Annotated in this window: 18 protein-coding genes; 2 read left to right on the forward strand and 16 right to left on the reverse strand. The window is 43.6% G+C overall.

Translation table 11 applies throughout. The features are described 5' to 3' along the window. Positions 1–11 precede the first annotated feature (11 nt). From ispF to AB5217_RS05775, 3 genes are read right to left on the reverse strand one after another with little or no spacing between them, the layout of a single operon-like run. On the reverse strand, positions 12–494 hold the full coding sequence (gene ispF, locus AB5217_RS05765; RefSeq protein ID WP_004297210.1) for a 2-C-methyl-D-erythritol 2,4-cyclodiphosphate synthase: 483 nt from the start codon (positions 492–494) through the stop codon (positions 12–14). A gap of 39 nt (positions 495–533) precedes the next feature. Continuing rightward, the gene (locus tag AB5217_RS05770; RefSeq protein ID WP_004297209.1) at positions 534–1,148 is read right to left on the reverse strand and encodes a fumarylacetoacetate hydrolase family protein; all 615 of its coding nucleotides are present in this window, start codon (positions 1,146–1,148) and stop codon (positions 534–536) included. Continuing rightward, positions 1,148–1,798 (reverse strand): redox-sensing transcriptional repressor Rex, encoded by a 651-nt coding sequence (locus AB5217_RS05775; protein ID WP_004324697.1) that lies wholly within the window; start codon positions 1,796–1,798, stop codon positions 1,148–1,150. Before AB5217_RS05775 ends, AB5217_RS05770 begins: the two co-directional genes overlap by 1 nt. A 165-nt stretch (positions 1,799–1,963) precedes the next feature. Between AB5217_RS05775 and AB5217_RS05780 the strand changes: the two genes are divergently transcribed. Together AB5217_RS05780 and AB5217_RS05785 are read left to right on the forward strand one after the other, a co-directional pair. Next, entirely contained in the window at positions 1,964–2,314 is a 351-nt protein-coding gene (locus AB5217_RS05780; RefSeq protein ID WP_004305562.1) for a translation initiation factor, read from the forward strand. A 17-nt stretch (positions 2,315–2,331) separates the two neighbouring features. Then, on the forward strand, positions 2,332–2,841 hold the full coding sequence (locus tag AB5217_RS05785) for a TlpA family protein disulfide reductase (protein ID WP_004324696.1): 510 nt from the start codon (positions 2,332–2,334) through the stop codon (positions 2,839–2,841). A 121-nt stretch (positions 2,842–2,962) separates the two neighbouring features. Here AB5217_RS05785 and tsf read toward each other — a convergent pair whose 3' ends face one another. The 13 genes from tsf to AB5217_RS05850 form a co-directional block, all read right to left on the reverse strand. Next, the gene (gene tsf / locus AB5217_RS05790; RefSeq protein WP_004305564.1) at positions 2,963–3,955 is read right to left on the reverse strand and encodes a translation elongation factor Ts; all 993 of its coding nucleotides are present in this window, start codon (positions 3,953–3,955) and stop codon (positions 2,963–2,965) included. Between the two features lie 121 nt (positions 3,956–4,076). Next, entirely contained in the window at positions 4,077–4,913 is an 837-nt protein-coding gene (gene rpsB, locus AB5217_RS05795; RefSeq protein WP_004305566.1) for a 30S ribosomal protein S2, read from the reverse strand. A gap of 121 nt (positions 4,914–5,034) precedes the next feature. Next, positions 5,035–5,421 carry a 30S ribosomal protein S9 gene (gene rpsI / locus AB5217_RS05800; protein WP_004297203.1) on the reverse strand — a complete coding sequence of 129 codons (387 nt, stop codon included), beginning with the start codon at positions 5,419–5,421 and terminating at the stop codon, positions 5,035–5,037. Positions 5,422–5,427: 6 nt separating this feature from the next. Further along, positions 5,428–5,889: a 50S ribosomal protein L13 gene (gene rplM / locus AB5217_RS05805; protein WP_004297202.1), complete on the reverse strand. Its 462-nt coding sequence runs from the start codon at positions 5,887–5,889 to the stop codon at positions 5,428–5,430. Between the two features lie 203 nt (positions 5,890–6,092). Continuing rightward, entirely contained in the window at positions 6,093–7,787 is a 1,695-nt protein-coding gene (locus AB5217_RS05810; protein ID WP_032844079.1) for a RagB/SusD family nutrient uptake outer membrane protein, read from the reverse strand. Positions 7,788–7,808: 21 nt separating this feature from the next. After that, positions 7,809–11,024, reverse strand: a complete 3,216-nt coding sequence (locus tag AB5217_RS05815; protein ID WP_368112856.1) for a SusC/RagA family TonB-linked outer membrane protein — start codon at positions 11,022–11,024, stop codon at positions 7,809–7,811. A 40-nt stretch (positions 11,025–11,064) separates the two neighbouring features. Then, positions 11,065–13,611, reverse strand: coding sequence for a DUF4962 domain-containing protein (locus AB5217_RS05820; protein WP_032844081.1), 2,547 nt, complete (start codon positions 13,609–13,611; stop codon positions 11,065–11,067). Positions 13,612–13,736: 125 nt separating this feature from the next. After that, positions 13,737–15,287 carry a hypothetical protein gene (locus AB5217_RS05825; RefSeq protein ID WP_032844083.1) on the reverse strand — a complete coding sequence of 517 codons (1,551 nt, stop codon included), beginning with the start codon at positions 15,285–15,287 and terminating at the stop codon, positions 13,737–13,739. Between the two features lie 48 nt (positions 15,288–15,335). Beyond that, entirely contained in the window at positions 15,336–16,346 is a 1,011-nt protein-coding gene (locus tag AB5217_RS05830) for a DUF6562 domain-containing protein (protein WP_004305572.1), read from the reverse strand. Positions 16,347–16,383: 37 nt separating this feature from the next. Further along, positions 16,384–17,121: a DUF3575 domain-containing protein gene (locus AB5217_RS05835; protein ID WP_032844084.1), complete on the reverse strand. Its 738-nt coding sequence runs from the start codon at positions 17,119–17,121 to the stop codon at positions 16,384–16,386. Positions 17,122–17,147: 26 nt separating this feature from the next. Continuing rightward, complete coding sequence (locus AB5217_RS05840) at positions 17,148–19,751, reverse strand: DUF4962 domain-containing protein (protein ID WP_032844086.1); 2,604 nt, start codon at positions 19,749–19,751, stop codon at positions 17,148–17,150. 962 nt (positions 19,752–20,713) lie between these two features. Further along, positions 20,714–24,811, reverse strand: coding sequence for a two-component regulator propeller domain-containing protein (locus tag AB5217_RS05845; protein ID WP_368112857.1), 4,098 nt, complete (start codon positions 24,809–24,811; stop codon positions 20,714–20,716). Between the two features lie 195 nt (positions 24,812–25,006). Further along, positions 25,007–26,215, reverse strand: a complete 1,209-nt coding sequence (locus AB5217_RS05850) for a glucuronyl hydrolase (RefSeq protein ID WP_368112858.1) — start codon at positions 26,213–26,215, stop codon at positions 25,007–25,009. Positions 26,216–26,268: the final 53 nt, after the last annotated feature.

Here is a 26,268-nt window from a genome sequence, read left to right on the forward strand (position 1 = left end):
GTTTTAGGGGGTTAAGAAATCTTCTCTATCAGCACAGTAGCATAAGCTGATATACCTTCTTCACGACCTGTAAAACCGAGTTTCTCGGTAGTAGTCGCCTTAATGGAAATATCATCCATATCAATCCCCATAACAGTTGCCATCGTCTCCTGCATTAAAGGAATGTGCGCTTTTAACTTCGGGCGTTCGGCACAAATAGTTGCATCGATATTGCCCACTTTATATCCTTTGGTAGCAATCAACTCCACTGTTTTTTTCAGCAGTATCTTGCTATCTATATTCTTAAATTCTCCTGCCGTATCGGGGAAATGATAGCCAATATCACGCATATTCGCCGCCCCCAACAGAGCATCGCAAACAGCATGCAATAATACATCAGCATCCGAATGCCCCAGCAATCCTTTTGTGTGTTCCAAAAGAATGCCACCCAGCCATAACTCACGACCTTCGACCAACTGATGTACGTCGAAACCAAAGCCTACTCTTATCTTCATATTTTATATAACAAATGAGTACTAATGAATAAAAAAAGATCAACGAATATAGAAATCCAGCAGTTTTTCTCCCTCCAGATAACCTTGCAAACGCTGTCCGATACTAACAGGACCTACACCCACAGGAGTCCCAGTAAAGAGCAAGTCACCAATTTTCAAAGTTACAAACTGGCTTACATAAGCGATTATATCATCTATCTTGAAAAGCATATCTGCCGTACAACCGCGCTGCACTTCCTTACCGTCGATCAACAAATGAAAGTCAAGATTCTGAATATCCTTATAGTGCTCCACCGGAACAAAAGTTCCAATAGCAGCCGACGAATCAAAACCTTTGCAAAGCTCCCAGGGATTACCCTGCTCACGGAACTTTCGCTGAAGGTCACGAGCCGTAAAGTCGATCCCTACAGTCACTGCATCATAATAACGGTTAGCAAAGCGGGGAGCTATATTTTTCCCCAATCGATTAATACGAACCACCAGCTCCGTTTCATAATGTATCTCTTTAGAAAAGTCGGGAATGAAAAACGGTTTGCCATCCTTCAGAATAGCAGAATCAGGCTTCATAAAAATCACCGGCTCCGTATTTACTTGTGTATGTCCCAGTTCTTTGTTATGCTGGGCGTAGTTCATTCCTACTGCAATAATCTTCATTATTTCTCGTTAAAATTCAATCGGTTAAACATAACAGCCAAATGAGCATATAGAGACGTATTCTGCACCACTATATTCTCGGGTACACGGATTCGGAAAGGAGTAAAGTTCCATACGGCTTTTATACCTCCGTCTACCATCTTATCTGTAATTTCCTGAGCAATATTAATAGGTACGGTCAATACACCGATATTTACATCGTATTCTTTCATCTTTGCTTCAAAGTCATCGGAATGATAAATAGGAATACCATTCAGGTCTTTTCCCACCAGTTCCGGATTCACATCAAAAGCAGCCACAATCTCCAGTCCGAAATGATGCAAACCAGAATCCCGAAGCAAAGCAGCCCCCAGGCTACCTACACCAAACAAGAAGGCTTTGTGCATATTGGTAAATCCAAGAAAACTCTCTAACACCTCAATCAGCGCATCAATATTGTATCCCACTCTCGTACGCCCCGAGATATTGACGTATGACAAATCCTTGGCGATTTGGGAAGCGTCAATATTTATTTCCTTAGAGATTTGTGTAGAAGAGACATACTGCTCCCCTTTATCTTTCATTAGTTTTATATTGGACAGATACCAGGGAAGTCTGCGCAAGGTAGGCTCCGGCACTTTATCCGCCTCTTTTCGTATATAAGTGCTCATACTTCTTACAAAATTTGGTATTTTGCAAAAGTACATTATTTTTTGAGACTGACAACCCTATAACAGAAAACCTTAATAGAGATTAAACAAAACGATGAAAAGAGACTCAAATTTTGCTCTTTTCGATAAGTTTAATACTTTTGAAAAGGATTAAAAATGACAAGTATGAAAAATAATGATTGGAAAGATAGATTGAACGTTGTGTACTCCACGAATCCTGACTTCGGTTATGAAATGGATAACGATGAAGAACAGGTTACCCTCGACAAAGACAAGCAAAACCTGCGAGTTTCCATTGACAAAAAGAACCGGGGTGGTAAAGTGGTAACATTAATTACCGGATTTGTGGGTACGGATAATGATTTGAAAGAGCTAGGCAAGTTACTGAAAAGCAAATGTGGAGTAGGCGGTTCAGCTAAAGACGGAGAGATAATGGTACAAGGAGATTTCAAGACCAAGATCATAGATCTACTCATCAAAGAAGGATATACTAAAACCAAAGGTATAGGAGGTTAAATTAAATAATACAAGAAATGAGAAAAGTAATATTATTCTGTGCGGCAACACTATTCTCACTGTTGTCATTCGCACAAGAAAGTGATGCGGATATTGTAAAGGTAGGTGACAATATACCTGCCTTCACCCTTCATTCAACAGCAAACGGCACCATAAACTCTGCAGATCTAAAAGGGAAAGTTGTATTAATCAATATTTTCGCTACCTGGTGCGGCCCTTGCCAAAGCGAACTGGCTGAAGTTCAGAAAATACTCTGGCCTAAATATAAAAACAACAAGGATTTCTGTATGTTAGTGATCGGTCGCGAGCATACAGACGACCAATTAGCGGAATACAATAAAAGAAAAAGGTTTACATTTCCCCTCTACCCGGATCCCAAACGGGAAGTTACAGGTAAATTTGCCACCAAAATGATTCCCAGAAGTTATTTAATAAACAAAGAAGGAAAAGTAATATCAGCTACTACCGGCTATGAAGATGGAGCCATAGATACGCTGATGAAGCAAATAGATAAAGCATTGAAGTAGTCCCTATCCTAAGATATGCCTTAAAGAAAAAAGAGTCCGGTGCAATACCGAACCCTTTTCCCAAATTTTACATATAATAAATCTGACTTTGTAAGTAGTACTTAACAAGATTTGAATCAGATTATTCAGCTTTCAAAGTGAAACGCTTGAAGTCAACAATCTTCAGTTCAGGATCAGCAGCAGCCAACACTTCTCTTACAGTCTTCTTAGCGTCCATGATATCTTCCTGGTTCAGCAGGCAAACTTCTTTCAAGAACTTAGCCAGACGACCCTTAGCGATGTTCTGAATCATTTGTTCAGGCAAATGTGCAGCCTTTTCAGCAGAAACAGTAGCAATGATTTCTTTTGCTTTCGCTACATCTTCAGCTGTAATCCAACCTTTAGCCATATTGCTTTCCATGTGATCTTCGCTGTCTACATGAGCCGGGTTGATGTTAGCCTTCTTCAGAGCAGCTTCTACAGCCTTCTGCACCTGTTCAGCCTTTGTCTTTTCGATAGCTACTTCGATTTCTTTTTGCTTCACTTCTTCAGAAACACCATCCTCATCAATAGCGATCGGATTCATAGCAGCAATCTGCATAGCTACTTGCTTAGCCAACTGCTCGTCAACGTTCTTGTTAAAAGCAACAATCGTACAAAGACCATTTCTGTTCATGTGGTTGTAAACAGCAGTGCTTGCGCCTTCTACAGTCATGTAACCATCAAGTTCCATTTTCTCACCTGTGATACCGCTACGGTCAGTCACTGCATCCTGTACAGTACCGTTACCCATCGGCAATGCTTTTACTTCGTCCAATGTCTTGCATTTGTTAGCCACAGCAAGATCAAGAATATCCTGAGTCAGTTTCACAAAGTCAGCATTCTGAGCTACGAAGTCAGTTTCGCACTTCAAAGCAATGACAACGGCATAGTCACCAGTAGTCTTAGCCAAAACGCAACCTTCAGAAGCCTCACGTTCAGAACGCTTAGCAGCAACAGCTTGTCCTTTCTTACGGATAATCTCCATTGCCTTGTCGTAATCGCCATCAGCCTCTGTTAATGCATTCTTGCAATCCATCATACCAGCTCCGGTCATTTTGCGCAGCTTGGTAATATCAGCCATAGTTACAGCCATAATAATTTCCTTTATTTAAATGAATAATAATTTTCGAAACAAAAAATGTGCCAATCTGCCAATCAAGATGCAAGTGTATAACAATACCCTTGCACATTAGCAAATTGGCACATTTTATATATTAAGCCTCTTCGTCTTCCTTGATGAAAGCAGCAGCTTTAGCTGCGTTGATAGCTTCTTCGTCAGACTTGTCGAGTCTAGCTTTTACTGATTTCTTCTTGCCTTTGTTAGCAGGAGCTTCACCAGCTGCTTCCATGTCGATCTTTTCAGCTTTTCTTTCTTCCAAACCTTCGATCATTGCAGCGCAACAAGCATCCAGGATAACTTCTATTGATTTAGTAGCGTCATCATTAGCAGGAATTACGAAATCCACGTTTGAAGGATCAGAGTTAGTATCAACGATACCAAATACAGGGATACCCAAACGGTTAGCTTCGCGAACTGCGATATTTTCTTTCATTACGTCGATTACGAACAATGCAGACGGCAGACGAGTCAGATCAGCGATAGATCCCAAAGTCTTGTCCAATTTTGCACGTTGACGAGAAATCTGAAGAACTTCTCTCTTAGAGAGGTTAGAATATGTACCATCGTTAGTCAATTTATCGATAGTAGCCATTTTCTTCACAGCCTTACGGATAGTCGGGAAGTTAGTCAACATACCACCCGGCCAACGCTCGATTACATAAGGCATATTAACAGATTGAGCTTTCTCAGCTACAACTTGTTTAGCTTGTTTTTTAGTAGCAACAAAAAGAACTTTCTTGCCAGATTTGGCAATCTGTTTCAAAGCTTCAGCAGCTTCGTCTACTTTTGCAACTGTTTTGTGGAGGTCAATGATATGAATACCATTGCGTTCCATGAAAATATAAGGAGCCATTGCAGGGTTCCACTTTCTCTTAAGGTGTCCGAAGTGGCAACCAGCCTCCAATAATGTATCAAAATTTGTTCTTGACATCTTGTTTTTTCTTTAAATCGTTTACTTTCTTTTTTGTTTTTTCTAAACCAACCGCTGGGTAGTCTATGAACAGAGTCCCAGTAGTTTAGATACTAAACATATTCCTCTATCAGGCAGCACATTAACGCTTGCTGAACTGGAATCTTCTACGAGCTTTCGGCTGTCCCGGTTTCTTACGTTCAACAGAACGAGGGTCACGAGTCATGAAGCCTTCTGCACGAAGAGCGGCTTTATCTTCAGCGTTCATCTTAACCAGTGCACGAGCAATTGCCAAACGCAATGCCTGAGACTGACCAGTGAAACCACCACCACACAAGTTAACCTTGATGTCATACTTCTCAGCAGCACCCAGTTTGTTCAATGGTTGTTTTACAACATACTGAAGAATAGTTGATGGAAAGTACTCTGCAAGGTCTCTCTTGTTAATAGTAATCTTTCCTGTACCTTCGCTTACGAATATGCGTGCAATAGCACGTTTACGTCTGCCTAATGCATTTACTACTTCCATTATATCTTATTTATATGAATTAATATCAATCATTTTCGGGTTCTGAGCAGCCTGTTTGTGTTCGCTACCAGCGTAAACATACAAGTTATTCAGCAATTTAGCTCCCAGGATATTCTTAGGAAGCATGCCCTTCACTACTTTTTTCAGTAATCTCTCTTCACCGTTCGGTTTTGTAATCAAACGGGCAGGAGTCATTTCTCTCTGACCACCAGGATAACCAGTATATGACAAATAAACTCTGTCATTCCATTTGTTACCAGTCAGTTTTACTTTGTCTGCATTGATGATGATAACGTTATCACCGCAGTCTACGTGAGGAGTAAAGTTTGGTTTGTACTTTCCTCTCAGCAATTTTGCAACTTTTGCTCCCAGACGACCTAAAGTCTGGTCTGTAGCGTCAACGATAACCCATTCTTTGGTTACAGTCGCTTTGTTTGCAGAAATGGTCTTGTAACTTAAAGTATCCACTCTAATTTTGTTTTTTAAATGTTACTACTAAAAATTTTCTTCACCACTCATTAGTCTTCCCCGGACAAAGGAATACTAACTTGCTATGAATTAATCTCTTATCATTTTGTGATAATAATCGGCTTGCAAAAGTACGGCTTTTCTTTGAATTGGCAAACTATTTTTGTATATTTTTCCAGTCGCCTATTCTATTGAGAGTCTTCTTAATACCCGTTATTATTCATTCCATTGAGTTTCGGATTACTTTGTATCTCTTTCAGAGGGATAGGGAAAAGTTCATGTTTACCCTCCGTAAAATTCCGGTAAGCCGGATATGGTTTGTTCTCTTTCTGATTGACGGAACTGATCTCACCAAACAGTTTCAGAGCCTTGCCCAGTACTCCCCAACGTATCAGATCATATTTGCGTTGTCCTTCAAAAGCCAGCTCAAAGCCACGTTCCCAGTAAAGAGCTGTACGGAACTTTCCTTCCGGTGTAGAGTCGTCGATGAAAGTCAGGTTATGTGTCTTTTTCCGTACGCTCATCATTTCATCATAATTCGCTTCTGTAATAGAAGTTGCTTCAGCACGTGTACGTACGCTATTCAGCAAATCCCATGCTTTTTGTCTATCTGTTCCTGTTTCATTATACGCTTCGGCAGCCATCAATACCACATCAGCATAACGCAAAGGGCAATAGTTCACATCCGCATAATTGATATTCTTGTTCCATGACTCTTTCGGCATCCATTCCCGACGCCATTTTCCCACATACCAGCTTCCTGCGCTTCTTTCTTCTTTTACATGCTCTTTTTTAGTACCATTCCAGGTATAACGATAGGTGCAAATAGCAACATCACGGCGTTTATCGCTCGCTTCGAAGAAGTTACGCCATTCGGGAACGACTATAAAGAAACCATTGGCACGTCCCATATACTGACTTGATTCAGATGCAGAAACTCCGGTAGGTTCCGCCACCTGCGGACCGTTATAAATCCCCCATGCTCCACCATTACGACGTCCTTGCGAATGATAGAAAGCAATCTCCCAAAGACTCTCCTTATTATTCAGTACCCCCTGCGAGTAGCTTTTAAAGAGTGCCTCATAACCACCGTCATAAAAATCATGGTACCCTTTCTTTTCAAAAGCCTCCCACTCTTCTATCACTGCATCGAAATATTCCATTCGCTTACTGTCCTCCGGACGTTTCAACTGTCCATTCGACTGAAGGCTATATCCTGCACGCTGCAAATAGACACGCATCAGCAATGCACGGGCAGCTCCTTGCGTCACTCGTTCGGGACTGGAAGAAGCAGTTGCCCAATCCAGATTGTTCTTAGCGAAAGTAAGGTCAGATATAATCTCGTCATAAATCACTTCCCTGTCCACACGTTCACCAAAAGCAGATTCGTAGGATGAAGAATAAGATGTTTTGAAAGGCACATCTCCCCAATATCTCACCAAATCAAATGCGAGGAAAGCACGCAGAAAGCGAGCTTCTGCTTCCAATGCTTTCAGGCGGGTATTTTCTGCGTATCCTGTCATGCCACAGATTCCGTCAATGGTGAGGTTAGCCCGGTCGATTCCCTCATATTTCAGTTTCCAGATACTTTCAATCCATGTGTTCGTGGAGTTTAGCTGATAATGTGCAATATCGTGAACCTGATTGTCAGACTGCGTACGAGCCGTATAATAGGTATCGTCCGATGCGGGAGAAGCCATTTCGTACCAACCGTAATGATTAAAGTCCGACAATGAACTATATATTCCCATCACTGCCATTTCCGCTTTATCTTCCGAATCGAAATAGCGGTCCCGGTCATATTTTGAGTTAGGTTCTTCCGTTAGCAAATCCTCGCAAGAGGAAAATCCTGTTGCCAACAAGGCGAATACGACATATAATAGATGTATCTTTTTCATGATTACTATGTATTTAAAGAATTAAAATGCTACGTTGAGACCAAAAATAAAAGAACGGCTAAGCGGATACGCTCCAAAGTCAACACCCGGTGTCAAACCGCTTTTCATCGTAGAGACTTCCGGATCGAAACCTGAATACTTGGTCCAAGTTAACAGATTATTACCAGTGGCATACAAACGCAAGTTTTTCAATCCCACCCTTGCAATCAGATTTTTAGGGAATGTATATCCCAAAGTCACATTACTTAGTTTCAAATAGGAAGCATCCTCCACTGCCCATGAATGACTATAGTTATCTCCTTGTTGAGCATCATGATAAGCGGCTACGGTTTTACCAACATTCAAAGCAGCCAGTTCTCCGGGATCTGTCACTTTCTGTCCATCCGAATTGATGGTCATCCAGCGATTAGAGCTATTCATCACGTCCAATGCGTTGTAGTTCAGGCTACCCACCTTACTGGTAACCAGTTTGGTCGCATTCAACACTTCGTTACCATAGCTGAAAGTCAGGAATATACTTAAATCAAATCCTTTGTAAGTAAAAGAATTGTTCAAGCCTCCGTAGAATTTCGGTTGAGCGTTACCAATGACCGTTTTATCATTTTCATCAATCACATTATCATCTCCGGTCAAGTTCTTAAACTTCCACATGCCCGGACGAATCTGACCTTTATCACCATGATAAGGTACACCATCTTTCAGGGTATAGGTCTGCGTAGAAGCATCATAATTGAAATCATCTACCTGATACAGCCCCTCGGTGATGTAACCATAGAACTGTCCTAATGGTTCTCCGACAGCAATACGATGGGTATTTTGGTTAAAGCCGAACTTGGCTTCATAGAGTTGTACCGCCTCACCGGTCAATGCTTTCACGGAATTTTTATTGTGCGACAGCGTCAGTGTAGTGTTCCAACTAAACTTCTTTGTAGAGAAATTCACAGTATTCACAGTCAGTTCCACACCTACATTCTTCGTTTCTCCGGCATTAATCAACATACTCTGATAACCGGAAGAATAAGGCAACTGGGCGTTAAGCAGCAAGTTACTACTCCTATTTATATAGAATTCGGGTGAAATGGTAATGCGTTGATTCAGAAATCCTAAATCGACCCCCATATTAAAAGTCTTGTTCGCTTCCCACTTCAGATCGGGATTCGGTATCTGCTTGGAAGCATAACCGGGAGTAAGCTGATCTCCCATAGCTGTGATGATGGAAGACATCAAAGCAAGGCTGTTATAACTACCGATTCTGTTGTTACCCGCCAAACCGTATCCGATACGGAATTTCAAGTCGGAAAAAACATTCAGTTTCTTTATAAAATCCTCTTCACCTACACGCCATGCTGCCGATACAGCAGGAAAGTATCCCCATTTATTATTCTTTCCGAATTTAGAAGACCCATCCGCACGGAAAGTTGCGGAAAACAAGTACTTATCCGTAAAGTCATAATTGAGACGAGCAAAGAAAGAGAGCAGATTATCATCATAGTTTTCATCGGACGAAGCAACGGACGGAGTACCCAGACTCATATCTCCCAAAATGAACTCATCGGTAGGCAACCCACTGACACCGGATTCGAGCACACGAGTCCAGCGTTTTACAAATTCCTGTCCCAATTGCACTACTACTTTATGCTTCTTCTGAAAACGTTTGTCATAAGTCAGGACGTTAGAGGTCTGAAAACTTCCGGTCTCTGTATTTCTGATAGAGCCGTAAATACCGTTGCGTCTTCCCATTATAGATTGGTCGCCATAAAAAAGCTCCCGGCGATAAAGTTGATAACGCATACCTGTATTGTTACGGAAGGTCAATCCTTTGATGATTTTGAAAGTCAGTCCGCCATTGGCTTGCAAAGTGCGTGTTTCCTTATTATCCTTTTCTTCAGCGGCGGCAATCAATGGATTCTGCATCACGTTTCCATCCGCATCGCTTAATACAGGATCTTCTCCTGCCAACAAATCCGAATCACTACCACGTATACCAATAGTAGGACGGTATTGCAAAATCTGAACCATTTTATTAAACTTTGCATCTACATTGCTTCCGCCTTCATTCGTTCCATTTCCGGCAACACCAGCTCCATACACTTTCAGATAATCGAAGTTGATACGTCCTGTAACGGAGAGCCGCTTATTCACTTCGCTTTTCACGCTAAGCGCAATATTATGTTTGTCGCTGCCGCTATATACCATCGCACCTTCATCCTTGAAGTAACCATAAGACATATTGTAGTTCAACTTATCATTACCACCGTTGACGCCTACCCGGTAATTTTGCGTAACGGTAGTGCGTCCCATCGTACGATCCAGCCAATCGATACCTTTACGATTGCCATAGTTCTCATGAAGATCGACAAAACCACCGTAACGATTTTGCCATGACCGCATACTTTCCTCGGGATCAGTAGCATCGCCTAATGTTCTTTCATAATCCGCCAACACAAATTCCTCTACACTTAATACATCCAACCGCTTGGCAAGCGTACGCACACCTACATAAGAATCGAAAGTAAGTGTTGCTTTTCCTTCTCCTTTCGCACCGCTTTTGGTAGTGATTACCACTACGCCATTTGCTCCACGGGCACCGTAAATTGCTGTTGCCGAAGCATCTTTCAACACATCAATACTTTCAATATCGGCAGGATCAAGGCTGGACATACCATCTTCCGTCGGAAATCCGTCGATAATATAAAGCGGTTCGTTGCTTTGCGTAATTGATATACCGCCACGAACACGCACTGACATCGTAGCACCGGGCTGACCGTCTGTCTGTATAATCTGTACCCCTGCCATACGTCCCGCTAAAGCCTGGGTTACATCAGACGAAGGAACTTTGAGCAAATCGTCGCTTCTCACAGAAGCCACGGAACCGGTCAGGTCTTTACGCTTTACTGTTGCATAACCGATAGCTACCACCTCATCCAACAATACCGACGCAGCCTTCATGGTCACATCAATCTGTTTCCTTCCTTTTACGGGTACTTCCATATTTTCCAGTCCGATAAAAGAGAAAACCAAGACATCTTTCTGCGGATCACTAACGGTAATGGTGTATTTACCATTGATATCGGTAATGGTACCCGTGTTTTGTTTTCCTTTCACGGTCACATTTCCTCCAATCACTTCCAAGCCTTCGTTGTCCACCACCTTACCGGTAACGGTCAAACTCTGGGCATAAATGCCGGATACACCGACAAGAAGCAACAAAATGCAAATAATTCTACTTTTCATCATATTCTGTTTGTTATTTATATTCACTATGTTTCATTGTTTATCATTGATTTACTACCCGGGTAGATATAGGACTCCGGTCGGTCATTTCTACCACCTGATAAGCTCCGTCTATCTCGTCGTAAAGCAACGAGGAACCCGTATATTGTCGAGAGTAAAAATTGCCATTCAACGCAGGATTGTCTGTTCCATAACTAAATACTGCTTGTTCGGTGCGATGACTCACTGTCAGCTCCGGAGCCTTAGAAGCATCCAAAACCGCTTTGATCGTCCAGTCGCCTACGTTAAAGGTATCACCATCACGGTTAACAATAGAAACAGCCTCATCTCCTACCTGAATAATAGCCAGGAAACGGGTGGCAGAACAACCGTCAACCCGTGCAGTCAAGTGCCACTGGTTGGGATACTCTGCTCCGGTGATGGCGGGCGGCACTACAAAACGATCCGTTTGGGACAGCGTAAAAACATGTCCTCCAAAAAGTTGTGTCACAGCCACCCATCCTTTGGTCTTATTATCTGTAGACAACGTTTTCTTTACCGCATCAATCTTAAATTCCGTAGGACTATGCAACAGCCACTCCCAGCGGACAGCCTCCGATGCCTCCAATTCATCATACACTATTACTGTATGAGGATGAAGCATCAACACGTGCCGACGATATTTAGTCAACGGAGTGGCACCGAATCCATTTTCAGGCGTCTGCTCAATACCTGCCTGCTTGAAGTAGTCAACCCACATCGGGTCATTGCTGATACTTCTGTAAGCATGTGAAGCATCTCCCAAACAGTAACTAATATGCTGTCCGCCCATAGCACGCATCACACTGCCATAACCTTCGGTAGAATAAGGTTGCCCGATGCCGTTTACCAACAGTGAATTATGCGCTCTCGTATGGCGATAGGACATCAGATTGTGAGCATCGCTAAAATTCTGATAATAGCCTGTACTGCGATACACATCGACACCCTTATACAACAGATTAAAGGCATTCTGGCTGGCAGTAGTGTGACTGCCGGATCCGAATGTACTGGACCGGAACGAGAGTGCAAGATCTTTTTCTACATCTTCCGGTGCACTGTGCATGGCTACTTCACCGGCATCTTTATACCACACCATTTTATCAGCCCCGGCAGGAAAAGCTGTGTTGTAATCCTGCTCGGTACACATCCGGTAAAGACGCAATTCATAATCCCGACGCAACAGCTCCCGACATTCTCCGGCATACCATCCGGCATAGGAATCACCCGTTTCACACGCCAGATAATCAGCAAAGGCGGCAACCAGACGGTTGGGTTCACTACCCTTTTCACTATTGTCACCAAAGCCATTGCTTTTCGATCCCGGCGGACAAGTATAAACCAGCGAGCGTCCGACATTCTGATACCACGGATGCAATAGATAATCGTACTGACTGATGAATGAAAGAAGAGACGGCATATACGCCAAAGTCAATATATTGGCACTGAAATAGCCTGTGCCATTATGCCATATACCGTCACGATTGAAGCCGGAGGCAGGAGCTCGGGCTGTCCACAATTCATAATAATACTCCATCATGGGCAGCACTTCGGAAGAATAGGCCGATTTGTCGTAAAGCGACAAAGCCACTTGAAAGAGGATGCGCATATTCTGCTGCCAAAAATGATTATCAAAGAGATGGTTTTCCTGAAAACCGCAATTTACCTTGTAATAGTAACGTGCCACACGCATCATCAGTTCTTCGGAAGCAGTACGATCGGAAGCAGACAAGTTATTATAAAGCAGATCGTAGGCTGCAACAAGACACCATGCGATGTTGCTGGCAGTAAAGTTGGATGCAAAAAGTTGTCCGTCAGCAGGGGGAGCGACAATCAACGCTTCGAGAAGCTGACGCAACTTTTCGGCATAAATTTCTTTTTGAATTAGATGATAGGCCTGATAAAGATAAGTGGCATGTTGCCGGAGCTCTTCTGCACGACTATATAAATCAGTCATTCCGGTGTATTCGGCTTTCAATGCCTGAGAAGCACGACTTTGTAGTTCTGCATATTCTGGGTGTGAAGTGACACGGTTACGAGCCTCTCCGATACGGTCGTCTAAAAAACAGTAAATACGAGGATGCAGACGGGGAGCATTTGCTAAGAATGTCTGAAAAGGAGGTGTTACAAATTCCGGTGTATCATTCTTTACTTCGAAACGATAAATAGAACTCCATTCACCGGGCGCAGTTCCATTAAGGTTGGTGGAACGAAAGCGCCAATACCATGTGCCGACCTCCAAACGACGATGAAGATTATACATACACCATTCCTGCGGTTCGGAAAGTAGCGTTTCGGAACTGCTGAAATCTTCAGTACGTGAAAGGGAAAATTGCAGTCTTTCGCCCGTCTTCATGGCTTGAGGAACAATAAGAGGAGCAGGATTCAGATACAATTCATTATCTGCTTTGGGATAAGGTTGTGTCCGTATCTTATCCTGATAGGCATCGGGAATTCCGGCAGGCGTCTCTGGCTGCGTACTGTCCGGTTCGGGCAGCGAGTCAGATGTACAGCTACAGAATAACTGTACCATGAACAAAAGAAAAACCGATAGGCGAAATGTGGTGTGCATATTATTTTCTTTTCTAGGTATAAGATTAGAGGGCTATTTTCAAAAGTTTCAATGTAAGAAGAAGGTAAAGCGGGATGGGGGATCCCACTTTCCTTGAATTTCTATTGAGTAAGGTCGAATAGTGACTATTTAAAAATCGTAATCATCGGGCGGCAAAGAGCTTGTTGATTAGCCTTTCCTTTCACATCAATACCTGCCTCTTGTGCATCAATTACACCATTGTTTACATTAATACGTACCCCTGAAACATTACTTTGGTTATTGATAGTACTGGAAGCATAATTCACCGTAGCAATCGTCTCCCTATCAAACATTTTACCATTGGCAAATTCAAATTCCGGAAGGTTTCTGAAATCTTCACTACCAGTAGCAGATACTCCTTTCATAGTAAACAATGTACCCATGAACGCACTCAATTGCGACAATGTAGGAATATACCATGCACTCAAATTCTCACTGCTAAGAGAATGTTCTCCCACCCATTTTTCATAAGTTGTTTTAAACGCCACGTCTCCAATACTTGTTAACAACGCCTCCGTAATCTGTGTTCCATTAGTCATACTTGCTGCTGTCTCAACCAAATTTGTCAACACGCCGTCAGGATTAAGAGATTGACGACCAGCCGCTACATTCTCAATCGCTACCGCATATCCGACAATTGTCTTGCCCTGAAGTGCTACAGGATAATTAGCCGGCACATCACTACCGATAGCCTCCATCTTGAAAACAATACCGACAGCATCCGCTGCATCACGTACCACTTTACCTTCTGCATTGATATAACTACCAACCTTCATTTCCAACGCTTCATAATCTGGATCCACTCCTACTTCAATGTCAAAGTTTCCATCGCCGATTTCAAATTTAGCCATAATCTGCATATTAGCATCCAAAGGTAATGTATTTGCCGGTATTTTAATCTCTTTACTATATCCGCCACTCAATGCCATGGTTATTTCTTCTGTAAATTTACCTACATTTGAAGGAGCAAAAAAGAAATTAGCGAACCAATTGCCATCCGCAGAAGCAAAATTTGCATTTGTATAAGTCACAGGAGTCGTAGCAGAACATTTACCCTCTAAAATATCATATCCGCTCAAAGCGTTGTATGTTATTTCCAGCTTATCAGCTTGCGCAGCTACTTCCGGATTCTTCGGTTTTACGCTCACATTGGCAAACGGCCGCTTCAATGTCACACTGGCATTACCAATCGTTTCCAATTTTCCGCAGAAAGCGTCGCTGGCTGCCATCAACGCATCATTTGTCAGATCAAATGATGCAGTATTATATCCTACTGCTCTCAAATCAGCAGTGTTATATACTTTATTAGCAGCACCACTTTCCGGTACGTATTCAGCCCAGAACAATGCTTTCGACACATCTTTTTGTTCATCTACGGAAATAGTGAAAGATACCTTACCGTCTGTAACCGGTTTAGTTACCTGATCGCCTATCTTATTGCCATCAGCATTCAGTAATTGCATGATACATTGCATCGTATAACCGTCAGGGATGGTAACCGCACGGCTAAAGACGTTATTTACAGGAGCCTGTACAGAGATGGTAACAGGAGCATTGATTTCTGTTCCGTTGGCCGAAACGATTTCTTCTTGTCCACAGGATGCAAAAAGCACTACGAACAAAGCCATTAGCGAATAAAATAAGTTCTTTTTCATGATCTTAATTGTTTTATGGTTAAGCAATTCTTAATTGATTTGTCTATTTTATAATTCTCCAAGGTCTACTTCCAGATCACCGTCATAATCGGGGTCGATCCCTATTCCTCCATTGGCATCGGAAGTCAGGAAGTTACCGCGTACCGTTGTGTTTTTGCCCCGTTCACAAGGAATACGGAAAGCTGTACGTGCCAGCACTTCATTCTTCTCATTCAAGATTTCGAGCTCTACAGGGATGGAAACGGTTTCTCCGGCATCGGTCAACACATAGTCGAATCCCAGTATCAGTTCTTTCGTACCATCGGCAGGGCGTTCAAAGGCCACTTTATATTCCATGTACATGAGCGAGTTCTTGGGTACATCGTCCCACAAATTGTAGCCGGTAGGCAAATAATCACTGTACTTCACACGAGCGGTAAAACTTTCACCTTTCAGTCCGCCTGTGGACAGTTTATTGAGAAACGTTGCCACATCTTTAGCCACCAGTTCATAGCGTGCTACGGGGCGATACAGTTCAACGTCAAGACTTGTTTCAGCTCCCCAATGATTGCGGAAAGAAGTCAGGTCTGCCATAGCAGAAGCAGCAAAAACATCTTTATAACGGCTATTCCCTATATACTTTCCGGCAGGAAGGATAAAAGCCAGATTCTTGGCATCGTAAACAAGTCCCTGTTCCGGTGTCTCCGCATTCACATAATCGGCCCACACCAGGATGCGGTAATTACGGGCGTGCAGCTTCATACTAACAGACAGACTGGCACGGTTAAAATCCTCTTCGTATACCGTTTGCCGTGCCGCCACCTGTCTATCCAGATAGGCTTCTACGATGAAACGACGCAGATAGTTGGTTTCCGACGCACGGGTGATAGTCACCGGTGCTCTTTCTGCCAAACTTAGATTCATTGCCAGATTAAGGTTGAGTGTTACAGCTGTCGGGTCCACTCCCAGTTCTCCTTCGGGAGTCATTTCCGGTTCTTCGTGCAGGCTGCATCCATTCACCAGCAAGGTGATGAACAACAGGAAAGTGCACTGCGCCAGTATATATAAATTTCTTCTCATATTGTTATCTTATTTATATGTATGTTCCTATCTAAGGTTAGAAGCGGTAGACCAACGATGCTCCCACACGGGTTATCCCCCAGTAATGACGGACACGCGTATCCAGCAGTGCGCCGTTGTCTACATTATAATAGGTGTTATACTTCATGTTGGCATATCCCACTCCCAGATTAAATTCCGCTCCCCAGTGTTTGGAAAGAGGGAGTTTGTAACCATAGCTTATTCCGGCTCCCAACAACGGACGATCAGTATCTTGATAACGGTCATCGTTCCACTTTACGTTAAACCATGCCACGTGGGCGTGCAGTCCGACAAAGTGTCCCCGTCCTGTCTCATTTCCTATCCACCAGCGGGCTTCAGGTTGCAATGCTACCGTACACACGCCGTGCTTATCTCCCAAGTCCCACAAACTGCAAGTCAATGGCAACTCTACCGTGATCTTTTTATGCACCTGCATTTCCACGGCAAGGTTCAGCAAAGCACAAGCATCATATATTACATTCGTTTTCAGTGCCAGATAGCGTTGACCATCAAAGGCAGCCGCTTTCTTTCCTGTATTCTCTTTGCCGGATTGGCGTTTATCCTCCTCCTTTTTTGAAGAAGTCGCAACTGCTGTTTCCTGCTTTTTCCCGCCGGGCTTGTAAACCGTAGTTTCCTCCGGAGCTGCCGAAGTCTGTACACGGGGTTTACCGGGAGTCTGTGCCGACAAGACGGTTATGCCCGATAATGCAGCCAACAGACATATAGTTCTCATATTAAAAGTAGAGCGTCTCATATATTCGTATCTTTCATGTTCATTGATTAGATTTCCAGTTCGGGCACTGTATCCCTCATTACCGTTTCGTACCCATCCTCATTGATGACAGTAGCTTCACCTTTATAAGTGATATTCACCTTCTCTTGAGTGCTGCGGATAAAGAATGAAGGAGCACCGTCGGATTTCAGGTTTACACTAATCAGCCATCCGCCTACTTTGATACGTCCGTCGGACAAGATTTCGGGATCTTTGGCAGGATATTTCAGTGCATGTGTATTGATGACAGTGGCAAAACGATATACTTGTGCCTTTTCCGATGTAGCGGTGAAATGCCAGTGATTAGGATACTTCTTGAACACCCCTTTGTCATCAGCACGTAGCCAGTTGACTGCCGGATAGAAAAAACGGCTCGTCGTATCTGTCTGCAATGTTCCGGTGGAGAAAAGATAAGCGTCTGATGCTCCTCCGCGGTTCGTGGCTTGAATATGCACGAAGCGATGATTCGATTTATCCACTGTCATGGGATTTTCTGTGGTATGCAGCAAATAACTCCAGTTTACAGGTTCGTCTGCCACTAGTTCGTCATAGATAAAGATGAGTCCTGTCTTTCCCAAATTGACAATGTGACGGCGGAAAGTTTTCACATGGTTCTCATCCCAGCCATTTTCGGGCGTATAATGCACCTCCGACTGTTCGCCGCGTGTCAGCCAAAGCGGTGAAATCACTTTTCCGTAAGCATTGGAAGCATCGCCTAGCACATAACCGATCTTCTCGCTGGCATAATAACGGGGAATCCATCCATATCCTTCCGTACCGATACGTTGTCCCATACCGTTCACCAGAATCGTATTGTGAGCACGTGTGGCACGATGGCACAACATACTATGTACGTCGGTAAACTCAATGTGGTGTCCGCTACTGTAAAATAATGGTTTTCCACCATAGAACGTATTGAAAGCATTCTGATTGGCAAGTGCATGAGAGGTAGAACCATAAGGGCTTGACCGGAAACTCCACATCGCATTTCCGCCTACTCTATCCCAGTTCGTCTGGAAAGAGGCAAGTCCTGTTGCGGGGAAGACGTATCCTGCAGGGAGTGCAGTCAATCCTTCACCTTCCGGCAGAGGTTTATCACATTGCAGGCGGAACCAGGCAAGATCACCGGGCTTATTCAATAAGGCTTTCTTCATATAATCCGGTTCCACTTTCAATGTGCGGCGTACGAAATCAGCGGCATAAGTGTTTCCGGTAAGGCGTGCCAGCGCATCCAAATATCCTATACGGATACTGTTTGGACGTCCCACATTCTGATGAGAACTTCCGTTTCCTGCGGATTTGGAAAAAGGAGGTTGCTGGAAGATGGTATACATGATATTTCCCTGATACCAAGGATCGGAAAAGAAGTCGTAACCGGTCAGTTTGCTATAATAGTAAGGTACTTCTACTAATGTACGGGTGTTGACCGTAAAGTAAGAATCGCCATTGTGCCAGCCACCGTCTTTGTTCAATCCGGGGAAACGTGCCAACCAGACGTTATAGCAGTAATCCACCCATGTGTTGGCTTCGGGCAGATCGCCATATACACTGAATGATGCCATTGTAAGGATGCGAAGTGTCATCTGCCACACATGATTGTCGGCGATGTGATTTTCCATCCGGTTATTAAAATTCTCATACATTTCACCACCTTTATTTTTGATGGCTTCCAGCAATGCTTTCTTTTGTGATGTATTCAACCGGTCGTAGAAAGAATCATAAGCCATAGAGCAGAGAGACAATAAGCTAGAAGCATTAAAATCTCCTTTCACATTCTTATCTTTATCCCAGTCGGCCATGATAAATACCCGTTTGATGGCTTCGTCAGCATATTTAGTATCCTGCGTCAGCAACCAGGCCCGTATCAATGCTTCGGTGTTGCCCTCTTCCGCATCGATGATGCGACGGCTTTCACGAGTGAGGTATGAATTTATCTGCATCTCGTTCTTCAGATTCTTCACCTGCGAGACATTAATATCTTTCACTGATTTCATTGGAGTCTGAAGTACCTGATCTGCACGCTCAAGATACCATTGTCTTTCTGCCTTTTGTTTGCTGTGATTTATAAAGTTCTTCCATTCGTTCTTCATGATCCACACACGCGGATGATCGGCAGGTAGTTTTGCCAACACTGTTTTCAATGAAGGAGGACAGAATTTGCCCGGACGATCTTCTACGGTGACTTGCTGTGTGCTTCCCCAAGTCACTTGTCCGTCTTCTACATAACCGAACTGCCAGTACCATACACCCGGCGCAAGCGGTTGTTCCGGATTATAGAACGGCCAGCGAGTTTCCACTTGAACAACTCCCGACTTCAATCCGGCATCCTGCGAATAACGTAACCGATAGGTAATCTTTGTTTTATCTACCTTCTTTACTTTGTGTTCGAATCCATCCAACGGACTGTCCTGCGAGTTCATGTCCGAACGGAGCGGCCATTGAAAAGAAACCGCACGGTCATTTACCACCGCTTTATCAAGAGGATAAGGAGTGGCACGCATTTCGTGCATCAATGTCTTCTCCGTCAGCTTAATGACTGCTTGTTTTTGCGCATGTGTCATCTGTGCAGTCACAGACAAGATTACGAATGAAATCAATAATACTTTTTTCATGATATCAAATGATTGGTTTTTCTGTAGGCAAATGTAGATAAACCGTCCGAAACGGAACTTTCAATTCATTTCTTCCTTCTCTGATACTGTCTAACAGGACTTTGTTTTCGTTCATTTCAACTTAAAATTCGTCCAAAACAAGCGTTACAGGAGGCTACAAAGAGGGTAAAAGGGTAAAATAGCCCCCAAAACGGAATGACTGGAATTGATAGAAAGATGAAGGTTATTAGTTCTTGTTTAGGTTTTCACCACAGAGGACGTGGAGGACACAGAGGTGAATTTGGTTTATAACTTACGGTGGTGACCCTAATTTTGATGCGTAATCCTCCTACTATAAAGTTGAAAAAATATAAAAACATCTGCCACCTGCAACCAAACGCGTGTAATGCACTAGTTGATAAATAGTTGGAGCGTGGCAGATACTGTTGCAGATAGGTTGCAGATCAAAGTATCTGCAACACAGTATAAACCTTGCATAAGCCAATTCTCCAGGAGGGCAAAAGTTTATTGTATGCATTAACTTCCCGTTTCCAGGCGGGGAACTGTCGTTTCCGGCATTAGAAATTACAGTTTCCACGGCAGGACACGAGAGTTTCTAAGGCGGGACACGAGAGTTTCTACGTAAGGATACTGTCGTTTCCCCGTAGAGACACCACAAATTCTCCATAGAGTCATCCCAATTATCCCATAGCTTTGCACAAAGGAATCAAGGCTTTTTCTTTGATTATATAACGCGTTGCAGATACTTTATCTGCAACCTATCTGCCACAGTATCTGCAACGCTCCAACTATTTGTCAATTAATGCATTACACGCGTTTCGTTGCAGGTGGCAGATGTTTTTATGTTTTTCAACTTTATAGTAGACAAAAAACTCTCATTCATTTCTGCACCTGCTTGAACAAGATTCACCTCTGTGTCCTCCGCGTCCTCTGTGGTGAACAAATGCATAACCGCAAAGCAATTACTTAGTATGCTGCTTCACATACTCCGATGGCAGACAACCGACATACTTCTTGAAACTGGTAGAGAAGTAAGAAGAAGATCCGAAGCCTACCATTCCGCTAATCTCCGAAATGGAGTAGCGCCCTTCAAGCAACAATTTACACGCTTTATTAAAACGGATGCGCCGGATAAAGTTGGCAGGCGGTTCACCGGATATGGAATTCATCTTGAGATACAGTGACGAACGGCTCATGAAAAGCTGGCTTGCCAACTCATCAGAGGTGAAGTCTTCATTACTGATATTTTCTTCTACCACCTGAATAGCTTTGCTCATGAATTCCTCATCCAGATTATTCGAAGTCATTTTAGCAGTATCTATATCAATCGTATTCGAATAATAGTGTTTCAACCGCTGGCGTGCTTTCAGTTGATTAGCAATTTTTCCTTTCAATAAATGAATCGAGAACGGTTTGGCAATGTAATCATCCGCTCCAGCCTGAATGCCTTCCGTCTGTGCATCGACACTTCCTTTGGCAGACAACAGAAGGACGGGAATGTGGCAGGTTTGCAGATTTCGTTTAATAAGCTGGCAAAGTTTGATACCGTCAATACCCGGCATCATCACGTCGGAAAGGACAATGTCCACACGGTGCTCTTTCATAATAGCCAATGCTTCTTCACCGTTTCCGGCGGTCAGCGTCACATAGTTCTGCCGGAAATTATCTTTCAGGTAATCCACCATCTCTTTATTGTCATCTACCAACAAGATAGTAGGACGCTCTTCCTCACTGCCGGCTTCTATCTGATCACCATCCGATAGTTCTTCTGCAACTATAGCCAACGCATCACCAGAGAAATATTCATCAGCCACCGGAAGCTCCCGGAGAGAAGCAGATGTTTCGACTTCATGTGCCGGCAATTCACGTTCTTTCTCCGTGAAGGCAGCCATATCAGCAGGTAGCGTGACTTTAAATTCGGTATATTGAGCAGGTTCGCTTGCTACGGTGATAGTGCCGTGATGCTTTTCTACAAGCATCTTCACCAATGACAGCCCGATACCCGTCCCTTTTCGCTGACCGTCTACCTGATAGAAACGTTCGAAAATGCGGGTTAGCTGTTCCGGAGACATACCGATTCCGCTATCTCTTACCGTGAAACCATAGGTATCTCCCTCTGCCCATAAAGAAAGCGAAATACTTCCACCGTCCGGTGTAAACTTAAAGGCGTTAGACAGCAGGTTCATCAAGATGGTCTCTACATACGTCCGGTCCGCCGGAAGCAATCGTCCTTCCAGATCGGATTTTATATGAAAGCTGATAGCACGCTTCTGCGCATTTTCTTTAAACAGGGCAAAAGCATCTTGCAACAATCCTTCTACATTCACCTGCGCAACATGGATGGGCATTGCACCCGCTTCGGCTTTACGGAAATCCAGCAACTGGTTGACAATGTGCAACAACTTACGACCGTTCTTATAAACGTAATCCAGTTTCTGTTGTACCGGAGTACCTTTCAGATTGCTCTGCCCCAAGAGTTCCTCCAACGGAGCCAGTATCAGACTCAACGGAGTACGCAACTCATGAGACATATTCATGTAAAAACGTACTTTCTCCTGACTGATTTCTTCTATCTTGTTTCGTTCTATCTGTTCGATCCGGACTTGCATCTTCATTTTGGCACGGGCAATAAAGAAATAGATCACAAAGACGAGAAGCCCTAAAGAAAAGAAGATGAAAAGTGTCTTTGCCCACCAAGTCTGATACCACATCGGAATGATATGCACAAAAAATTCAGTGGTCGCCTCGCTCCACTTTCCATTGTTGTTACATGCCTTCACCTTAAACACATACTCACCGGGCGGAAGATTAGAATAACTCGCCCGTGCAAAGGAAACATGACGGGAGTAGTTCCACTCTGTTTCAAAGCCTTCCAATTTGTAAACGAACTGATTCCGCTTGCCAGCTAAATAGTTGATAACGGCAAACCGGATATTAAAAAGTTTCTGATCGGAAGGGAACGACATACCCAGCATCCGCCCTTGCTCGTCCTGATAATAACGCACCCGTTCACTTTTCATATCCGTAATCACCTGATTTAAGACAACGGCTCCTGTTACCACCGCATCCGGGGAATATGGATTATCACCCAATTCGTATGGCTTGAAATAGGCAACGCCCCCAAGAGACCCCAGGAAGAATGTACCATCGTGCGCTTTGCAAGCTCCGAAATAGTTAAACTGATCGTGAGGCAATCCGTCCTGCTTTGAATAGTTGAGGAAAGTACCCTCCTCCGTATTGAAGCAAGCCAGTCCCTTGTTAGTTGTCAACCATAAACGCCCCCGTTCATCTTCCAGTATATTATAAATAAAGTCGTTTGGCAAACCGTCTTTCATCGTATAGTGTTTCCAGGCAGTCGGTGCTCCTTCCTTATAGCAATATAATCCTGTGGAAGAACCAATCCAGATTTCATGACGGCCATCCTCCTGTACACAGAAAGCCTGTATCAACCCATGCAGATAAGCCGAAGAGGAAAGATGCAGTTCTTCCAGTTTCCCGCCGGCATACAAAAACAGGCTCTCTTCCGTACCGATCCAGATTCTTCCTTTGGAATCACGGAACAACGTATATATCAATACATTCTCCAACTTTTTATGCTTTTTAGCCAACGGATGCTGCGAAAGTTCGCCGGTCTGTTTGTCGAAAAGGTAAAGTCCGCTCATGCCGCCTACCCAAAGCGTTCCATCCGTTCCGTCCAATAAGGAGTAACAACTGTTAGTCAGGGAAGTAGAATGGGGAAAGGAATATGTTTCTATCCTGCCACTCCGGTGATGCAGACGACTCATTCCCCCTCCATGAGTGCCGATATAGACACTTCCATCCTTGTCCGTCCATATACATTTTATATTGTCCGACTTTAAAGCGTTGGCGGAAGTACCCGTCCGGTAATATGAAAAGACTCCGGTTTTCCGGTTATAATAATTTAATCCGCCGTCGTTCGTGCCGATCCAGAGATTGCCATTATCCGGGTCTTCGGCAATACAGCTCACCGTGTTATCACTTAACGAATTCCGCCAGGCGGAATGTTGCAAGCGTCCGAATGCCGGAGCAAGGGGATGATAATAATTAAGCCCGCCATAAAATGTACCGATCCACATTCCCCCTTGATTGTCTTTCAATATAGAGCGGATGGAATTATGCCCCAAGGTAGTCGGATCTTCAGGAGAAAAACGGCAGATACGGAAAGTTCCCGTCTCCGGTTCAAAGATAAGCAAACCTTCCATGGTTCCTATCCAAACCCTTCCTTTATCATCTCCGGACAATGTCCTGACCGAGTTCGTAAGGAAATAAGCAGGAGTATTTTGCTTGTTATAATGATGTTTTATTTGAAAGTTGTTATCTACACAATACACGCCGTTTGTCAATGAAGCCAGCCAACAGTTGCCGGTTTTGTCATCATAGAGCATATCGGAGATGGTTTCTCCTTTCAATTGGAGAAGAAGCCGGGTCACGTTTTCGTTGCGTACATAATAGAAATAGACACCTTCCGAAGTTCCCAACAGGAAACCGTCATTCATCCGGCAAACTGAATAGATCGTTTTTCCGGCAAGTTCCGGCTGCACTTTCATCCGCCCGGTCTTTTTATCAAAAACCACCAGACCGATATTGGTAGCAAGCAAAAGCCGGTCGCCTTCCTCCGGTTCTCCGATAGCCAATACTTGCATCGGCTGATTGTCCGGTGACGAATAATTGGTGAAATTATTCCCTACTATATTATAACGGGATAAACCGACCTGTGTACCTACCCATACCGTACCTTTCGAATCGGTATGAAGTGAATAGACATGATTGTTTGCCAGACTGGTCGTATCATCCGGCGCTTTATAATACGAAACGAAACGGGAACCTTCATACCAGTTCAGTCCGTCTATGGTGCCTACCCAAAGCTTATTATTATGATCTTGTGTCAGAGCGAGCACAGTATTTTGCGACAGCCCGTCATCCACGGATAATCGCTTAAAATGAATGAAGCTGTCGGCGGCCGATACAGCCAAAGGAAAAAATAAGATGCAAACGGTTAATCCGAATAGGTACTTAAATAGCAAATGCCGGTCTTTCATGAGCTAATATTGAAGAATTTATCGTAAAGATAAGTATTTTCAATTCAATCTGATAAATGAATCCCGTTTTTTAACTCATATAAAGGACCGGTATCGGCTCAAAACAGGACAACCGCGCCAAAGTCCGACAGTTATGAATTCATATTTTAGACGCGGTTGCCCTGAACTTTAATTTTTTTACGGTTTCTCTTCAAGTTAGTAAGACGGATTTTCTGATTTTTCTTTCAGATCTTTATAACGTTTCAAGGCTTCCAGATAATAATAATCGGCATAATTGAGCGGAGTATCAATTTCACTGTCGTGCGGGAAACTACCAACCGAATGTAACAGGACGAAACCATAATTTTCTCCTTCTTGGGCCAAATAATCATCAGAGGATAACTGTTTCAGGATATGCTCCGCATAACGGAAATATTCTTCCCCTTGTTTCTTGTCGCCATAACCACTCAACTCCAGTAATGCAGAAGCTGTTACGGCAGCCGCAGAAGCATCCCGCGGTTCATTTGGAATATTAGGAGCATCATAATCCCAATAAGGTACATAGTCATTTTCGGACGGGCGATGATCGATAATGAACCGCGCTATTTTATGAGCGGCATCCAGATAGTTCTGCTGCTTGGTGAAGCGATAACACATGGTATATCCATACACTCCCCAAGCCTGTCCACGCGCCCAAGCGGAAGAATCGGCATATCCCTGAAAGGTTCCTTTCGACTCTACTTCACCGCTATCCGCCAGATAACTTACCACATGATAGGAAGTCATGTCCTCCCGGAAGTGATTCTTCAACGTTTTGTCAGCATGAGAGATGGCTATTTCACGATATTTCGGATTATTGGTTTGTTCCGAAGCCCAGAACAACATTTCAAGGTTCATCATATTATCAATAATCACCGGATAACTCCAATCACCGAAATCCCACGAACGAATCAGTCCGACTTCCGGACGAAAACGGGAGCACAAGCTTTCTGAAGAATGAATCAGAATCAAACTGTCCGTTGGCTCCGGTTTCAAACGGATGCCCTGCCCATAACTGCAAAACATCATAAAACCCAAATCGTGATTACCTGTATAATATTGCATATCCTGCAGACAGTTCGTATATTTACGCGCCTCTTTTGCGAGAGCCTCATCACCGGTCAACTCGTATGCCAGCCACATGGAACCGGGATAGAAACCACTCGTCCAATCTGTGGGGTGCTCCAGTCTGTACTTTCCTTCTTTGATAGAACGGGGAAAACAGGCGGTATCCGGTTCATTCTTCAATTGTTCTGCCATATAGAGCAACTGATGTCCCGCTGTTTTCACTGCATGGTCGAACCATTCCATCTCATTTCCTTTTGAAGCATCGCAAGCAGTCAGGAGCGCCATACTCCCTACCGCCAGTAAAAGTTTGTTTTTCATTGTTCCACTTTATTTTGTTACTGTATTCTATTACTGGCAACAAAGTTAGAGCA

Source organism: Bacteroides sp. MSSM.1001136sp1_RTP21357st2_D2_RTP21359_211015 (genome assembly GCF_040913205.1).
Classification (GTDB): Bacteria; Bacteroidota; Bacteroidia; order Bacteroidales; family Bacteroidaceae; genus Bacteroides; species Bacteroides ovatus.

What these genes read in the sequence shown, in the direction of transcription:
- ispF (WP_004297210.1), bottom strand. Translation starts at nt 494, where the DNA reads ATGAAGATAAGAGTAGGCTTTGGTTTCGACGTACATCAGTTGGTCGAA.
- AB5217_RS05770 (WP_004297209.1), bottom strand. Translation starts at nt 1,148, where the DNA reads ATGAAGATTATTGCAGTAGGAATGAACTACGCCCAGCATAACAAAGAA.
- AB5217_RS05775 (WP_004324697.1), bottom strand. Translation starts at nt 1,798, where the DNA reads ATGAGCACTTATATACGAAAAGAGGCGGATAAAGTGCCGGAGCCTACC.
- AB5217_RS05780 (WP_004305562.1), top strand. Translation starts at nt 1,964, where the DNA reads ATGAAAAATAATGATTGGAAAGATAGATTGAACGTTGTGTACTCCACG.
- AB5217_RS05785 (WP_004324696.1), top strand. Translation starts at nt 2,332, where the DNA reads ATGAGAAAAGTAATATTATTCTGTGCGGCAACACTATTCTCACTGTTG.
- tsf (WP_004305564.1), bottom strand. Translation starts at nt 3,955, where the DNA reads ATGGCTGTAACTATGGCTGATATTACCAAGCTGCGCAAAATGACCGGA.
- rpsB (WP_004305566.1), bottom strand. Translation starts at nt 4,913, where the DNA reads ATGTCAAGAACAAATTTTGATACATTATTGGAGGCTGGTTGCCACTTC.
- rpsI (WP_004297203.1), bottom strand. Translation starts at nt 5,421, where the DNA reads ATGGAAGTAGTAAATGCATTAGGCAGACGTAAACGTGCTATTGCACGC.
- AB5217_RS05810 (WP_032844079.1), bottom strand. Translation starts at nt 7,787, where the DNA reads ATGAAAAAGATACATCTATTATATGTCGTATTCGCCTTGTTGGCAACA.
- AB5217_RS05815 (WP_368112856.1), bottom strand. Translation starts at nt 11,024, where the DNA reads ATGATGAAAAGTAGAATTATTTGCATTTTGTTGCTTCTTGTCGGTGTA.
- AB5217_RS05820 (WP_032844081.1), bottom strand. Translation starts at nt 13,611, where the DNA reads ATGCACACCACATTTCGCCTATCGGTTTTTCTTTTGTTCATGGTACAG.
- AB5217_RS05825 (WP_032844083.1), bottom strand. Translation starts at nt 15,287, where the DNA reads ATGAAAAAGAACTTATTTTATTCGCTAATGGCTTTGTTCGTAGTGCTT.
- AB5217_RS05830 (WP_004305572.1), bottom strand. Translation starts at nt 16,346, where the DNA reads ATGAGAAGAAATTTATATATACTGGCGCAGTGCACTTTCCTGTTGTTC.
- AB5217_RS05835 (WP_032844084.1), bottom strand. Translation starts at nt 17,121, where the DNA reads ATGAGACGCTCTACTTTTAATATGAGAACTATATGTCTGTTGGCTGCA.
- AB5217_RS05840 (WP_032844086.1), bottom strand. Translation starts at nt 19,751, where the DNA reads ATGAAAAAAGTATTATTGATTTCATTCGTAATCTTGTCTGTGACTGCA.
- AB5217_RS05845 (WP_368112857.1), bottom strand. Translation starts at nt 24,811, where the DNA reads ATGAAAGACCGGCATTTGCTATTTAAGTACCTATTCGGATTAACCGTT.
- AB5217_RS05850 (WP_368112858.1), bottom strand. Translation starts at nt 26,215, where the DNA reads ATGAAAAACAAACTTTTACTGGCGGTAGGGAGTATGGCGCTCCTGACT.